The sequence below is a fragment of the Cellulomonas olei genome (assembly GCF_039548315.1).
In the GTDB taxonomy this organism is placed as follows: domain Bacteria; phylum Actinomycetota; class Actinomycetes; order Actinomycetales; family Cellulomonadaceae; genus Cellulomonas.
This window is the reverse complement of the sequence record NZ_JBCLVN010000004.1, coordinates 37,547-51,574: the sequence shown is the minus strand read 5'-3', so window position 1 is coordinate 51,574 and position 14,028 is coordinate 37,547. Positions and strand designations below refer to the sequence as shown.

15 protein-coding genes are annotated in these 14,028 nt (G+C 75.4%); 6 read left to right on the top strand and 9 right to left on the bottom strand.

Annotated features, from left to right (window positions below):
* Window positions 1–118 precede the first annotated feature (118 nt).
* From AAHH18_RS01755 to AAHH18_RS01740, 4 genes are all read right to left on the bottom strand, one after another.
* Entirely contained in the window at window positions 119–856 is a 738-nt protein-coding gene (locus tag AAHH18_RS01755) for a TetR/AcrR family transcriptional regulator (RefSeq protein WP_343300347.1), read from the bottom strand.
* A 484-nt stretch (window positions 857–1,340) separates the two neighbouring features.
* A complete protein-coding gene (locus tag AAHH18_RS01750) occupies window positions 1,341–2,537 on the bottom strand; it encodes an SPFH domain-containing protein (RefSeq protein WP_283320142.1) in 1,197 nt (398 codons plus the stop codon).
* A 126-nt stretch (window positions 2,538–2,663) separates the two neighbouring features.
* Window positions 2,664–3,182, bottom strand: coding sequence for an NfeD family protein (locus AAHH18_RS01745; protein WP_283320141.1), 519 nt, complete (start codon window positions 3,180–3,182; stop codon window positions 2,664–2,666).
* 168 nt (window positions 3,183–3,350) lie between these two features.
* On the bottom strand, window positions 3,351–4,136 hold the full coding sequence (locus AAHH18_RS01740; RefSeq protein WP_283320140.1) for an ABC transporter ATP-binding protein: 786 nt from the start codon (window positions 4,134–4,136) through the stop codon (window positions 3,351–3,353).
* A 55-nt stretch (window positions 4,137–4,191) separates the two neighbouring features.
* Between AAHH18_RS01740 and AAHH18_RS01735 the strand changes: the two genes are divergently transcribed.
* Window positions 4,192–4,998 (top strand): hypothetical protein, encoded by an 807-nt coding sequence (locus AAHH18_RS01735; RefSeq protein ID WP_343300346.1) that lies wholly within the window; start codon window positions 4,192–4,194, stop codon window positions 4,996–4,998.
* A 33-nt stretch (window positions 4,999–5,031) separates the two neighbouring features.
* Here AAHH18_RS01735 and glgA read toward each other — a convergent pair whose 3' ends face one another.
* Window positions 5,032–6,252 carry a glycogen synthase gene (glgA, locus tag AAHH18_RS01730; RefSeq protein WP_343300345.1) on the bottom strand — a complete coding sequence of 407 codons (1,221 nt, stop codon included), beginning with the start codon at window positions 6,250–6,252 and terminating at the stop codon, window positions 5,032–5,034.
* A gap of 71 nt (window positions 6,253–6,323) precedes the next feature.
* Between glgA and AAHH18_RS01725 the strand changes: the two genes are divergently transcribed.
* Together AAHH18_RS01725 and serB are read left to right on the top strand one after the other, a co-directional pair.
* Entirely contained in the window at window positions 6,324–7,565 is a 1,242-nt protein-coding gene (locus AAHH18_RS01725; RefSeq protein ID WP_283320137.1) for a glucose-1-phosphate adenylyltransferase, read from the top strand.
* Between the two features lie 79 nt (window positions 7,566–7,644).
* A complete protein-coding gene (gene serB, locus AAHH18_RS01720) occupies window positions 7,645–8,280 on the top strand; it encodes a phosphoserine phosphatase SerB (protein WP_343300344.1) in 636 nt (211 codons plus the stop codon).
* 15 nt (window positions 8,281–8,295) lie between these two features.
* Here the strand turns inward: serB and AAHH18_RS01715 are convergent, their stop codons facing one another.
* The 3 genes from AAHH18_RS01715 to fabG are packed head-to-tail and all read right to left on the bottom strand — an operon-like array spanning window position 8,296 to window position 10,366.
* Entirely contained in the window at window positions 8,296–8,811 is a 516-nt protein-coding gene (locus AAHH18_RS01715; RefSeq protein WP_343300343.1) for a SixA phosphatase family protein, read from the bottom strand.
* Window positions 8,812–8,830: 19 nt separating this feature from the next.
* Complete coding sequence (gene fabI, locus AAHH18_RS01710) at window positions 8,831–9,598, bottom strand: enoyl-ACP reductase FabI (RefSeq protein WP_283320134.1); 768 nt, start codon at window positions 9,596–9,598, stop codon at window positions 8,831–8,833.
* 33 nt (window positions 9,599–9,631) lie between these two features.
* Window positions 9,632–10,366: a 3-oxoacyl-ACP reductase FabG gene (gene fabG / locus AAHH18_RS01705; protein WP_343300342.1), complete on the bottom strand. Its 735-nt coding sequence runs from the start codon at window positions 10,364–10,366 to the stop codon at window positions 9,632–9,634.
* A 287-nt stretch (window positions 10,367–10,653) separates the two neighbouring features.
* On the opposite strand from fabG, the gene AAHH18_RS01700 reads away from it, so the two are divergent.
* From AAHH18_RS01700 to AAHH18_RS01690, 3 genes are read left to right on the top strand one after another with little or no spacing between them, the layout of a single operon-like run.
* Entirely contained in the window at window positions 10,654–11,046 is a 393-nt protein-coding gene (locus AAHH18_RS01700) for a DUF3099 domain-containing protein (protein WP_343300341.1), read from the top strand.
* Window positions 11,043–11,336, top strand: coding sequence for a hypothetical protein (locus AAHH18_RS01695; protein ID WP_343300340.1), 294 nt, complete (start codon window positions 11,043–11,045; stop codon window positions 11,334–11,336). The genes AAHH18_RS01700 and AAHH18_RS01695 overlap by 4 nt, the downstream gene beginning before the upstream one ends.
* Window positions 11,333–12,313 (top strand): SURF1 family cytochrome oxidase biogenesis protein, encoded by a 981-nt coding sequence (locus tag AAHH18_RS01690; protein WP_343300339.1) that lies wholly within the window; start codon window positions 11,333–11,335, stop codon window positions 12,311–12,313. Before AAHH18_RS01695 ends, AAHH18_RS01690 begins: the two co-directional genes overlap by 4 nt.
* 113 nt (window positions 12,314–12,426) lie before the next feature.
* Here AAHH18_RS01690 and AAHH18_RS01685 read toward each other — a convergent pair whose 3' ends face one another.
* Window positions 12,427–14,025, bottom strand: a complete 1,599-nt coding sequence (locus tag AAHH18_RS01685) for an ABC-F family ATP-binding cassette domain-containing protein (protein WP_283320129.1) — start codon at window positions 14,023–14,025, stop codon at window positions 12,427–12,429.
* Between the last annotated feature and the right edge of the window lie 3 nt (window positions 14,026–14,028).

Sequence of the window (14,028 nt, the reverse complement as noted above, 5' to 3'; positions counted from 1 at the left end):
GACGGGGTGGGGGCGGGTCGTCCGGCACGGCGGCCGGGCGGTTCGGCGTCCGCGGGCGGGCGTCGTGAGGTCGCGTCGACGGGGGCGAGCCCGGCACGACAGGGGGTGCGACGTGCCGTCAGGTGCGGGCGGCGCCGTGCAGCAGGACCTCGACGAGGTCGGCGACCATGGCGTCGGCGTCCTCGGGCAGGAACGGGAAGCCGTGACCCATCACGGCGGCCAGGAGGACCCCGGCGAGCCGCTCGGGCTCCACGCGCAGGTCGTCGGCGTACGCCGCGAGCCGCCTCGTGACGACCGCCTTCTCCTCGGCGAGCGCGCGCGTGAGGGCGTCGCGTCCCGGCATCGCGGGGTGGCCGCGGCCGTGCGGGACCGGCGGGCGGAACGCACCGGTCTCGGCGTCCGGCCCGGTCGCGCGGCCGGCGTGGCGCGGGGCGTCCCGGCCGGTGACGTCCGCACCGCGCGCCTCCCGGATCCGCTCCGCCCGCCGGCCCTCGTCCGACGCGAGCAGCGTGTGCAGCCCGACCATGACGCGCCGCGCGCGACGGCCGTGGTCGAGGACGACCCGGGCGACCTGCGCCAGCTCGTCCGCGAGCGACGCCGCCTGCGGCAGCGCCTCGATCTCCCGGACGCCGACCTGCGGGTCCAGCGCTCGCTCGGCGGCGGTGCGCAGCAGCTCGACCTTGTCGTCGAACGCGCGGAACAGGGTGCCCTCCGCGACGCCGGCCGCGAGGGCGATCTGCCGGGTGGAGACCTGCGAGCCGTGCTCGACGAGCAGGGGGATGGTCGCGGTCGCGATGGCGTCGCGACGCTCCTCGCGGCTCATCGGCCGCGCGCGCCCGGTCCTGGTCTCCTCCACGCCGCCGATCGTAAATGAGTGAGCACTCACTCGTCCAATCCGCCGCGCCCGCATCCCGCGCCCACCCGCACCCGCCCGTGCACCCGCACCCCACGCTCACCCGCGCCCGCACCCGCAACCCGCGCTCATCCGCGCCCGCCCGCGCTTGCCCCGGCCCGTTCGCCGAGAGGCCAGGACACGCCCGGGAACCGCGCTCAGCCTCGGCGTGTCCTGGACTCTCGCCGCGCGGAGCACCCGGGACCGCGACGCACGCCGAACCCGCGCGCACGCCCCAGCGCGGTCAGCCGCCTGCGCTCGCGTCCTCTCCCCGCACCGAGATGCCAGGACACGCCCAGGCCCCGCGCACGACCGTGGGCGTGTCCTGGACTCTCGGCGGGCGGACGCGGGCGGACGCGGGCGGACGCGGCGACGCCCGCCGGGCCGGAGCACGACGGGCGTCGACGGGTCCCCCGGACCGCCTCGCGACGGGCCGGGTCGGGTCAGGTCAGGGCTGGGCGGGCGGCGGGGTCGTCCCGGCGTCCGGCTCGACCGGCGGCGGGGGCGTCGGCGGCACCGAACCGTGCCGCGGGCGCTGACCGGCCTCCGCGACCGGGTCGAACGGCCGGCCGCTGAACGTGCCCGCGCTGGTCGCGTCCGCGGTGGCCGCCTCGGACTCGCGCCGGGCCTCGGCCAGCGCCTCCTTCGGGTCGGTCAGCGCGACCGGCGGCAGGTCCTCCGCGGACAGCGGCGACTCCCCCGCGCGACGCCCGGACGACGGCGCCTCGCCCTCGGCACCCGGCACCACGCCGCCGAACGCCCCCGCGAACCCCTGCGCGAACTGGCTGAGCGCGCCCGTGAGCTCGGACGGGACGATCCACACCTTGTTCGCCGGGGTCGACGCGAGCTTCGGCAGCGCCTGCAGGTACTGGTAGGCCAGCAGCTTCGGGTCGGCGTCGCCGCGGTGCACGGCGTCGAACACCTGGAGGATCGCCCGCGACTCGCCCTCGGCGGTGAGGATCGCCGACTGCGCGGCACCCTCGGCCCGCAGGATCGCCGCCTGCTTCTCACCCTCGGCGGTGAGGATCTGCGACTGCTTGACGCCCTCCGCGGTGAGGATCGCGGCGCGGCGGTCGCGCTCGGCGCGCATCTGCTGCTCCATCGCGCCCTGCACCGAGGCCGGCGGGTCGATGCTCTTCAGCTCGACGCGGTTCACGCGGATCCCCCACTTGCCGGTCGCCTCGTCGAGGACGCCGCGGAGCTGGCCGTTGATCTGGTCGCGGCTGGTCAGCGTCTGCTCGAGGTCCATCGAACCGATGACGTTGCGGAGCGTCGTGACGGTGAGCTGCTCGATGCCGGTGATGTAGTTGGCGATCTCGTAGACCGCCGACTTCGGCTCGGTCACCTGGAAGTAGATGACCGTGTCGATGCTGACCACGAGGTTGTCCGAGGTGATCACCGGCTGGGGCGGGAACGACACCACCTGCTCGCGCAGGTCGACGCCGGCGCGGACCCGGTCGATGAACGGGACGATCAGGTGCAGGCCGGCGTCCATCGTGCGGTGGTACCGGCCGAGGCGCTCGACGAGCAGCGCGACGGTCTGCGGCACGATCCGCACGGCGCGGACCAGGGTCACCACCACGAAGATCGCCAGGACGGCGATGAACGCCCACCCCACGATCGTGCCGATGTTCGGGTCGTCCACAGCCGTCCTCCCACCTCGGCCCGCTCGGGCCGTCGTCGTGCTCCGCGGCGGCCGGTCGGCCACCGCCTCCCCCGGCCACCGGGCGTGCCCGGCGGCCGTCGAGGGTCCGTGCAGTGCGTGGAGCCGTCAGGCCCCGGCGGGCGTCCCGGGCAGCGGGCCCCCGGCCGGGCCGTCGGCGGTCCCTGGCGTCGTGCCTCCCGCCGGGCCCGCCACCCGGGGCACGGCCGCGATCACCGCCGTCGCCCCGTCGATCCGCGTCACGCGGACCTCCGTCCCGGTCGGGAACGACACGCCGACGTCCTCCGCGCGCGCCGACCAGACCTCGCCCGCCAGCTTCACGCGGCCCCCGACGCCGTCGGTCGGGGCGACCACCACGGCCGGCCGCCCGACGAGGGCGGCGGAGTTGGTCTCGACCAGCTCGGTCCGCTCGCGGAGCCGGCGCAGCAGGAACGGCCGCAGCGCGAACAGCAGCAGCAGCGACGCGACCGCGGCCGTCACGATCTGCACGGCGAGCGGGGCGCCGAACGCCGCCGCGATCGTGCCGGCCAGGGCACCGCCCGCGAGCATGAGGAAGATCAGGTCGAGCGTGAACATCTCGGCCACGCCCAGCAGCAGCGCGCCGCCGAGCCACCACAGCCAGCCCATCGTCGGCCCCCTTCCCTGCGGGTGCCCGCGGTCCGGGCACCGTCGTCGTCGGCGGCGACCACGGCCGCTCTCCCACCGATCCTAGACGATCCCTTGACTTCTCTGTGAGGGATACGGTCCGGATCGCCCGCTCGAGCGGCCGGGCGACGGCGCGGGCTCAGCCCCGCCTCACGCCCGCCCGCGGGCCGTCCAGCGCTCCCCGGAGCGCTCCACCGTCAGCGGTGTGCCGAACGCGTCCGACAGGTTCTCGGCGGTCAGCACCTCGTCCACCGGGCCGGCGGCGTGCACCCGGCCGTCCGCGAGCAGCAGCAGGTGCGTGAACCCCGGCGGGATCTCCTCGACGTGGTGCGTGACCAGCACCAGCACCGGCGAGCGGCGGTCGGCGGCCAGCTCGGCCAGGGCGGCCACCAGCTCCTCGCGCCCGCCCAGGTCCAGCCCCGCGGCCGGCTCGTCGAGCAGCAGCAGCTCCGGGTCGCTCATCAGCGCCCGGGCGATCTGGACGCGCTTGCGCTCCCCCTCGCTGAGCGTCCCGTACCGGCGGTCCGCGAACCGGGCCACGCCGAACGCCGCCATCAGGTCGGCCGCCCGGGCCTCGTCCACGTCCTCGTACGACTCGCGCCACCGGCCGGTCATGCCGTAGGCGGCGGTCAGCACGACGTCGCGCACGACCTCCCCGCCGGGGATCCGCTCCGCGAGCGCCGCGCTGGCCAGGCCGATGCGCGGCCGGAGCTCGAACACGTCGACCCGCCCGAGCCGCGAGCCGAGCAGGTCCGCGGTGCCGGACGTCGGGTGCATCCGCCCGGACGCGACCTGGAGCACGGTGGTCTTGCCCGCGCCGTTGCGCCCGAGCACCACCCAGCGCTCGCCCTCCCGGACCGTCCACGAGAGCCGGTCGAGGATCGTCGTCGTCCCGCGCCGGATGGTCACGTCCTGGAGGTGGAGCACGTCGGTCATGGACACCAGACCCTAGTCGCCCGGGACCGCCCGGACGTGGTCGTACGTTGGTGCGGTGGACCACGCACCCGCCCTGCCGCGCTCCGTGCTGCTCGCCCTGTGGCTCGCCGAACCCGGGCCCGGCTCGGGTCCCGTGCAGCGCACGCTCGACGCGGTGCAGGGGGACGACGAACCGCACCGCGTCCTCGTGGGCGACGCCGCCGTCCCCGGTCTGACCGACGCCGCCGCCGAGCCGGGCGGGCCCACGCTGGCGGACCTCGTCGCGGCGTGGGGCAGCGGGCCGCGGACGGTCGCCGCGGTGCTGCCGGCCCCGGGCGACCCGGCCGGGGCGCCCGCGGCTGTGGCCGGTCCCGCCCAGGCGGCCGGTGAGGCCGTGCTGGTCAGCACCCCGGGCGGCGACTTCGCCGCGGTGCCGGAGGTCGAGCGGTTCGGCAGCGTGTACGAGGCCGGGCACCTGGTGACGTGGCGGGTGCACGCCGTGCCCGCCTGGCGCACCGCGCTGGTGGGGCACGTCGGCACGCTCGCGGACGCCGAGCGCGACCTCGCCTCGGCGCTGACGCGGGCGACGGAGGCCCTGGTCGCCCTGGACGTGGCCCGCTGGCGGGAGGACGCCGCCGAGCGGATCGCCGCGCTGCGGACGCCGCCCGACCTGCGCCCGCTGGTGCCCCCGGGGCTCGAGCCGCGCCGCGTCCGCGTGCTCGGGACGGCGCTGCGCCTGCGCGCGATCATCGACCTCGCGACCGCCGACGACGGCGCGGCGGTCAACCTCTGGCAGGCCGACCAGCGCTCCACGGCGCTGCGGGACGTCGACCGGGCGGCCCGCCGGGCGCTGGCCGCCGCGACGCACCCCGGCCCGGGCTGAGGCGGCCCCGCCCCGCACGCGCCGCGCACGGCCTCAGGCCAGGACGGACCGGTAGACGTCGAGCGTGCGCTCCGCCACGGCGTCCCACGAGAAGTGGTCCTCGACGCGCCGGCGTGCCGCGACGCCCCACTCCCGCGCGCGCACCGGGTCCGACACGGCCCCCGCGAGCGCCGCGCCCAGGTCGGCGACGAACCGGTCGGGGTCGACGGGGGTGCCCGTGCCGTCCTGCACCTGCTCGATCGGCACCAGCCAGCCGGTGGCCCCCTCGTCGACGACCTCGGGGATGCCGCCGGTCGCCGTGCCCACCACGGGGAGCCCGACGGCCATGGCCTCCAGGTTCACGATGCCGAGCGGCTCGTACACCGACGGGCAGGCGAACACGGTGCCCGTCGCGAGCACGGCCACCAGCTCCTCGCGCGGCAGCATGCGCTCGATCCAGACCACGCCGTCCCGCTGCGCGCGCAGGTCGCCGACCAGCTCGGTGACCTCCACGAGGATCTCGGGCGTGTCGGGCGCCCCCGCGCACAGCACGAGCTGCACCTCCGGCGGCAGCGACTCGGCCGCGCGCAGCAGGTACGGCAGGCCCTTCTGCCGGGTGATCCGCCCGACGAACACCACGGCCGGCCGGTCCGGGTCGATGCCGTTGGCCTCGGCGACCCGCCGGGCGGCCGCCCACTGCTCGTCGCCCTCGGGCCGGCGCCACCCGGACAGGTCGATGCCGTTGTGCACGACGCGCACCCGCTCGGGGTCGATCGCCGGGTAGCTGCGCAGGATGTCCGCCCGCATGCCGGCGCTCACCGCGATCACCGCCGCCGCCGACTCGAAGGCCGTCCGCTCCGCCCACGACGACAGCGCGTAGCCGCCGCCGAGCTGCTCGGCCTTCCACGGCCGCAGCGGCTCCAGGCTGTGCGCCGACACCACGTGCGGGACGCCGTGCAGCAGCGAGGCGAGGTGCCCCGCGAGGTTCGCGTACCAGGTGTGCGAGTGCACCAGGTCGGTCGCCGGCCCGTCGCCGCGCCCCACCCCGTCGACGATCGACAGGTCCACCCCGAGCGTCGCCAGGGCGGGATTCGCGCCTGCGAGGTCGGCGGGCACGTCGTAGCCCGTCACGCCCGGCTCGTCGCGGCGGCCGTCGAAGCAGTGGACCCGCACGTCGACGCTGCGCCGCAGCACCGCGGCGAGCTCGGCGACGTGCACGCCGGCCCCGCCGTAGACGTGGGGCGGGTACTCGCGGGTCAGCAGGTCGACTCTCACCTCGGACACGCTAGCGCCACTCCGGGGGTTCGCCTCGCCGTCGGGGCCGTCCTGCCTCTAGGGTTCGGGTCATGGCAGCGCCGCGCATCCTGGCAATCGTCCTCGCAGGTGGAGAGGGCAAGCGGCTGATGCCGCTCACCGAGGCCCGCGCCAAGCCCGCCGTCCCGTTCGGCGGCATCTACCGGCTCGTCGACTTCGCGCTGTCGAACCTCGTGAACTCGCGGTACCTGCACATCATCGTGCTGACGCAGTACAAGTCCCACAGCCTCGACCGGCACGTGTCCAAGACGTGGCGGATGTCGACCCTCCTGGGCAACTACGTCTCCCCCGTGCCCGCGCAGCAGCGGGTCGGCAAGCACTGGTACCTCGGCAGCGCCGACGCGATCTACCAGTGCCTCAACATCCTCGACGACGAGCGGCCGGACATCGTCGTGGTCGTCGGCGCGGACCACGTGTACCGCATGGACTTCTCGCAGATGGTCGACCAGCACATCGCGACCGGCGCGGAGATCACGGTGGCCGGCATCCGGCAGCCGATCGGGATGGCCGACCAGTTCGGCGTCATCGAGACCGACCCGTCCGACCCCACGAAGATCGCCGCGTTCCGCGAGAAGCCGACCGACCCGGTCGCGCTGCCGGACTCCCCCGGCGAGATCCTCGCGTCGATGGGCAACTACGTCATCAACACCGACGCCCTGCGCCGCGCGGTCACCGAGGACGCCGAGAACCCCACCAGCCGGCACGACATGGGCGGGGACCTGGTGCCGGCGTTCGTCGAGCGCGGCACCGCGTCGGTGTACGACTTCATCCACAACGACGTGCCGGGCTCCACGGACCGCGACCGCCAGTACTGGCGGGACGTCGGGACGCTCGACTCGTACTACGAGGCCAACCAGGACCTCATCTCGATCGAGCCGGTGTTCAACCTCTACAACGACGCGTGGCCCGTGTACACCGGCTACACCGGCCTGCCGCCGGCGAAGTTCGTGCACGCCGGCGCGGGACGCCTCGGGCACGCCGCGGACTCGATCGTGTCGCCCGGCGTGATCGTCTCCGGCGCGACGGTGTCGGGGTCGGTCCTCTCGCCGGGCGTGTACCTGCACTCGTGGGCCCAGGTCACGGACTCGGTGCTCATGGACGGCGTCGTCGTCAACCGGTACGCGCAGGTGCACCGGGCGATCCTCGACAAGAACGTCGTCGTGCACGAGCGGGCGCGGGTCGGCATCGACCGGGAGCAGGACCTGGCGCGCGGCTTCACGGTCACGGAGTCGGGGATCACCGTGGTGCCGAAGGGCGCGGTCGTCAGCCTCTGACCCGGGCCCCGCGGCTCCCGGCGGTGCCGGGCGTGGACGCGTCCGGCGCCGGGCGCGCGCGTCCGGCTAGCCTGCCCGCGTGACACCCACCCGCCTCGTCGTCATGGACGTCGACTCGACGCTCATCACCCAGGAGGTCGTCGAGCTGCTCGCGGCCCACGCCGGGTCGCGGGACGAGGTCGCCGCGATCACCGAGCGGGCGATGCGCGGCGACCTGGACTTCACCGCGTCCCTGCGGGCGCGCGTCGCGACCCTCGCGGGGCTGCCCGTCTCCGTGTTCGCCGAGGTGCTCGAGGAGGTCGTCGTCACGCCGGGCGCCGTCGAGCTCCTGGCCGAGCTCGACCGCCGCGGCTGGCCCGTCGGGCTGGTCTCCGGCGGGTTCGTGGAGGTCGTCGGCCCGCTCGCCGCGCGCCTCGGGATCCCGCGGTACCGGGCGAACGCGCTGGAGGTCTCCGGCGGCGCGCTCACCGGCCGGGTCGCCGGCGAGGTCGTGGACCGGGCCGTGAAGGCGCGCACGCTCCGCGAGTACGCCGCCGAGACCGGGGTCCCGCTGGAGCGCACGGTCGCGATCGGCGACGGCGCGAACGACCTCGACATGCTGGCCGCCGCGGGGCTCGGCGTGGCGTTCAACGCCAAGCCCGTGGTCTGCGAGCAGGCCGACGCCGTGGTGCGCGGCCGGCTGGACGCCGTGCTGGAGCTGCCCCAGCTCCGCTGACCGGGGCACGGGTCGTCAGGCCGGGCTGACCACCCGCACGAGCCGCGCCGCGTCGGGGACCAGGTCGGCCCAGGCGCCATCGACCTCCAGCACGCTGTAGGTGGCGGTCGGCACGCCCACCCGCACGCGGGCCGTCGCCGCGTCGTCCGACCCGGGGCCCGCGAGCGCCGCGGCGGTCTGCGACACCGTCGGCTCGTGGCCGACGACCAGCACCGTCGCCGCCTGCTCCTCGACCTCGCGCAGCAGCCCGATGAGCGACCGGACCCCCGCCGCGTACAGCTCGTCGCTCAGGCGCGCGACGTCGGCGGGCAGGCCCAGGCCCGCGCGCACCAGGTCCCACGTCTGCCGGGTCCGCAGCGCGGACGAGACGAGCACCAGGTCGGGCACCAGGCCGGCGGCCCCCATCCCGGTGCCGACCTCCGACGCCTGGCGACGTCCGGTGAGCGCCAGCGGGCGCAGGTGGTCCTCCAGGGAGGCGGAGTGCTCCGCCTTGGCGTGGCGGAGCAGGACGAGGCGGTGCGGGTGGGTCACGCGCACCAGAGTCGCACGACTACTGGCCCATCGCGTGCACGCCGCCGTCGACGTGGATCATCTCGCCGGTGGTCTTGGGGAACCAGTCGGACAGCAGCGCGGCCACCGCGCGGGCGGTCGGCTCCGGGTCGGTGACGTCCCACCCCAGCGGCGCGCGACCGTCCCAGCCACCCTCCATCGCCTCGAAGCCGGGGATCGACTTCGCGGCGGTGGTGCGGATCGGGCCCGCGGACACGACGTTGACGCGCACGCCGGACGGCCCGAGGTCGCGGGCGAGGTAGCGCGAGGTCGCCTCGAAGGCGGCCTTCGCGACACCCATCCAGTCGTACACCGGCCACGCGAAGCGCGCGTCGAACGTCAGGCCGACGATCGAGCCGCCCTCCGTCAGCAGCGGCTGCGCCGCCACCGCCAGCGACTTCAGGGAGAACGCCGAGACCTCCAGGGCGGTGGCGACGTCGGCCCACTCGCCGGACAGGAAGTTGCCGCCCATCACCGACTGCGGCGCGAAGCCGATGGAGTGCACGACGCCGTCCAGGTGGTCGACGTGCTCGCGCACGCGGTCCGCGAGCGCCGCCAGGTCCTCGGCGTCGGTGACGTCGAGCTGCACGACGGGGGCCTCCTTCGGGAGGCGGCGGGCGATCGCCTGGGTGAGGCGGAACTGCCGGCCGAACGAGCTCAGCACGACCTCGGCGCCCTCCTCCTGCGCGAGGCGCGCGACGTGGAAGGCGATCGAGCCGTCGGTGAGGACGCCGGTGACGAGGAGCTTCTTGCCGTCGAGGAGGCCCATGGGGTGTTCCGTTCCGTTCGTGGGGGCGGGAGGTCAGTGGCCCATGCCGAGGCCGCCGTCGACCGGCAGCACGGCGCCGGAGATGTACCCGGCGGCGGGCGAGGCGAGGAACTCGACGGCAGCGGCGATCTCGTCGACCGCGCCGAACCGGCCGGCGGGGATCGACGACAGGTACGCGTCCTGACGGTCCTGGGGCAGCTCGGCGGTCATCTGCGTCTCGATGAAGCCGGGCGCGACGACGTTGGCGGTGATGCCGCGCCCGCCGAGCTCGCGCGTCACCGAGCGGGCCATGCCGACGAGGCCGGCCTTCGTGGCGGTGTAGTTGACCTGACCCGCGTTGCCGTACAGCCCGACCACCGAGCCGATCATGACGATGCGGCCGCGGCGCAGGCGGATCATGCCCTTCGACGCCCGGCGCACGCAGCGGAAGACGCCGGTGAGGTTGACGTCGAGCACCTGCTCGAAGTCCTCGTCGGTCATCCGCATCAGCAGGCCGTCGCGCGTGACGCCGGCGTTGGCGACCAGCACCTCGACGGGCCCGTGCTGCGCCTCGACCTCGGCGAACGCGGCGTCGACGGACGCCGTGTCGGTGACGTCACCGGTGACGGCGAGCACGCCGTCGGGCGCCCCGCCGCTGCGGACCAGGGTGGCGACCTTGTCGCCGTTCGCCACGAACCGCTCGGCGATCGCACGGCCGATGCCGCGGTTCGCGCCGGTCACCAGGACGCTGCGCGGCTCCGGGCGGGAGGTCTGGGAGTTCTCGGACACGGAAGTCGACGCTATCCGACCGCCTCGCGCCCCCGGTGCACCGCCGCGGCACAGGATGGCGCGCACCAGTTGTGCGGATCGCACAATCCCCACCCTCACCACCCCGCTCTCCCCCACCCTCCCCATCCCCTCGGAGGCTCCGAACGTGGTCGGAGGCGTGCGCGCGGCATCGGAGGGCCCCGCGGACACCTCCGACCGCACGTCGGAGCCTCCGAGTCGTCCCGGACGGCTGCGCGAGGGGGTGGGTGGCCGGGGGCGGGGTGGGCGAGGGGCGCCTACGATCAGGTGTGAGCAGGCGGACCCCCGACGAGGCGCAGAGCATCACCAGCGCCCCCGAGCCCCTGGGCGCCGACCAGGCGCGCCGGGCACGCCGCTACCTGATCCAGATGGGCGTCCGGGTGGCGTGCTTCGTGCTCGCGGTGCTCACCTGGACGCACGTCCCGCTCTGGCTGAGCCTCGTGCTGATCGTCGGCGCCGTCGTGCTGCCGTACATCGCGGTGCTGTTCGCCAACGCCGGGCGGGAGCGGCGCGACGACGCGCCCGCGGGCTACGTGCCCCACCTGATCGACGCCGCTCCACCCGTGCGGCCGGTCGGGCCCCCGCCGCCGGGCGCGCCCCGCGGGGACCAGCACAGGCCCGACGACGACCACCACGACGGCACCCCCGGAGGACCCCGATGACCGCCCCCGCACCCGACCCCGTCGGCGACGAGCTCGGCTGCAGCGCCCGCGGCTGCCGCGCCGAGGCGTCGTGGGGCGTGCTGTGGAACAACCCGCGCCTGCACACGCCGGAGCGTCGCAAGGTGTGGCTCGCGTGCGACGAGCACCGCGCGCACCTCGAGGAGTACCTCGGCGTCCGGGCGTTCTGGAAGCAGACCGTGCCGGTCGACGAGCTGCCGCGGCTGGAGCTCGGCGCACGGCCGGGGCTGCCGGGGGCGCCGGGGTCGCCGGGGCTGCCGGGGCTGCGATGACCGCGGCACCCACGAGCCCGGCGCCGACCTCCGAGGGCGGGCGGGTGCGGCTGCGCGGCAACCCCGCCGCGAGGCGCGCGGTCGGCCTGCTGGTGCTCGCGGTGGTGCTGGCCGTCGCGTGCGTGTTCCTCGGGCGGTGGCAGTGGCACCGGCACGTCGCGCGCGACGCGGCGATCCGGCTGGTCGAGCAGAACTACGAGGCCGGCCCGGTACCGCTCGCCGAGCTGCTCCCCGACGCCGGTGCCACGCTCGACCCGTCCGACGTGTGGCGGCAGGCCACCGTCACCGGCACCTACGACGCCGACGCCGCCGTGCTGCTGCGGAACCGGCCGGTCGACGGGCAGCCCGGTTTCCACGTGCTCGTGCCGCTCGTGCAGGACGACGGCACCGTCCTGGTCGTCGACCGCGGCTGGGTCGCCTGGGACCGGGACGCGAGCGGTGAGGTCGACGTGCCGCAGCCGCCCCCGAGCGAGGTCGAGGTCACCGTGCACCTGCGGCCGGACGAGCCCGCGAGCACCCGCGAGGCGCCGGCGGGGCAGGTGCAGGCCGTGAACGTGGCGCAGGTGCTCGCCGCGGGAGGCGTCACGGCGCCGTCCTACGCGGCGTACGGCGGCGCGGTCGCCGAGGCGCCCGCCGCGGCCACGACGCTCGGCGCGCTGCCCGCCCCCAGCACGGACCCCGGGTCGCACCTGTCGTACGCGTTCCAGTGGTGGACGTTCGCGGCGGGGTCGCTCGTCGCGTTCACGTGGCTCGCCCGGCGCGAGCTGCTGGAGGGCGCGGCACCGGGCGGGTCGAGCGGACCGGCCGGACCGGTCGAGCCCGTCGGCCCGGCGGAGGGACCCGGCACGGGCACCTCAGCGGGCGGCGCCACGGACCGCGACCCCGGCCGTCCCGCCGCCCAGCCAGGGCGGGCACGCCGACGCCGGCCGTCCGACGAGGAGACTGAGGACGCGCTCATCGACTCCCAGCTGGGCTGACCGGTGCGACGCGACCCGGGCCGGTCGGTGCCGTCGGTGCCGGTCGGTTCGGATCCGAACGGACGGGCACGCCGAGCGCGCCGGTGCGTTCGGATCCGAACGCCGAACGCAGGTCAGGCCAGCGTCACCAGATCCAGGTACGACGGGTTCCACAGGTCCTCGTCGCCGTCGGGCAGCAGGACGACCCGCTCCGGGTTGAGCGCCTCGACGGCCCCCTCGTCGTGGCTGACCAGCACGACCGCGCCCGTGTAGCCGCGCAGCGCCGCGAGGATCTCCTCACGGCTGGCGGGGTCGAGATTGTTGGTCGGCTCGTCGAGCAGCAGCACGTTCGCGCTCGACACGACCAGGGCCGCGAGCGCCAGGCGGGTCTTCTCGCCGCCGGACAGCACCTTCGCGGGCTTGTCGGCGTCGTCCCCGGAGAACAGGAACGACCCGAGCACGGAACGGACCTGCGTGTCGGTGAGGTCCGGGGCCGACGACCGGAGGTTCTCCACGACGGTGCGGTCGAGGTCGAGGGTCTCGTGCTCCTGGGCGTAGTACCCGAGCTTGAGGCCGTGCCCCGGGGTGACCTCGCCGGTGTCGGACTGCGCCAGCCCCGCGAGGATGCGCAGCAGCGTCGTCTTGCCGGCGCCGTTCAGGCCGAGCACCACGACGCGGGAGCCTCGGTCGATCGCCAGGTCCACGCCCGCGAAGACCTCCTGCGACCCGTACGACTTCGACAGGTCGGAGGCGGTGAGCGGCGTGCGGCCGCACGGCGCCGGCTCGGGGAACCGCAGCTTGGCGACCTTGTCCGACACCCGGACCTCGTCGAGCCCCGACAGCATCCGCTCGGCACGCCGCGCCATGTTCTGCGCCGCGACCGCCTTGGTGGCCTTCGCGCGCATCTTGTCGGCCTGGGCGAGCAGCGCGGAGGCCTTCTTCTCGGCGTTCGCCCGCTCGCGCCGGCGTCGCTTCTCGTCCGTCTCGCGCTGCAGCACGTAGGCGTCCCAGCCGAGGTTGTACTGGTCGAGCTCGCCCCGGTTGGCGTCCAGGTGGAACACCTTGTTCACGGTGGCGCGCAGCAGCTCGACGTCGTGGCTGATGACCACGAACCCGCCCGGGTACACCTTGAGGTAGTCGCGCAGCCAGGCGATCGAGTCGGCGTCGAGGTGGTTCGTCGGCTCGTCGAGCAGGAGCGTCTCGGAGCCCGAGAACAGGATGCGGGCCAGCTCGACGCGCCGGCGCTGCCCACCGGACAGCGTGCCGATCTCCTGGGCGAGCACCCGGTCGTCCAGCCCGAGGTTCGACGTGATGCGGTGCGCCTCGGACTCCGCCGCGTACCCGCCGGCCGCCAGGAAGCGGGCCTCGAGCCGGGCGTACCGCTCCATCGCGGCCTCCCGCGTGGCGTCGTCCACCGACGCCATCGCGCCCTCGGTCTCCCGCATCGCGGCGACGATCTGGTCGAGGCCGCGCGCCGACAGCACCCGGTGCAGGGCGAGCGTCGACAGGTCGCCCGAGCGGGGGTCCTGCGGCAGGTACCCGACGTCGCCGCTGCGGGACACCTGCCCGCCGGTCGGCTGCGACTCCCCGGCGAGCGTCTTGGTCAGCGTGGTCTTGCCGGCGCCGTTGCGACCGACGAGGCCGATCCGGTCGCCCGGCGCCACGCGGAACGTCGCCGCCGACAGCAGCACGCGCGCACCGACGCGCAGCTCGACGCCCTGGGCTGTGATCACTCT

What these genes read in the sequence shown, in the direction of transcription:
- fabI (WP_283320134.1), bottom strand. Translation starts at nt 9,598, where the DNA reads ATGGGCCTCCTCGACGGCAAGAAGCTCCTCGTCACCGGCGTCCTCACC.
- AAHH18_RS01690 (WP_343300339.1), top strand. Translation starts at nt 11,333, where the DNA reads ATGACCGCGGCACCCACGAGCCCGGCGCCGACCTCCGAGGGCGGGCGG.
- AAHH18_RS01745 (WP_283320141.1), bottom strand. Translation starts at nt 3,182, where the DNA reads ATGGGCTGGCTGTGGTGGCTCGGCGGCGCGCTGCTGCTGGGCGTGGCC.
- AAHH18_RS01740 (WP_283320140.1), bottom strand. Translation starts at nt 4,136, where the DNA reads ATGACCGACGTGCTCCACCTCCAGGACGTGACCATCCGGCGCGGGACG.
- AAHH18_RS01725 (WP_283320137.1), top strand. Translation starts at nt 6,324, where the DNA reads ATGGCAGCGCCGCGCATCCTGGCAATCGTCCTCGCAGGTGGAGAGGGC.
- AAHH18_RS01695 (WP_343300340.1), top strand. Translation starts at nt 11,043, where the DNA reads ATGACCGCCCCCGCACCCGACCCCGTCGGCGACGAGCTCGGCTGCAGC.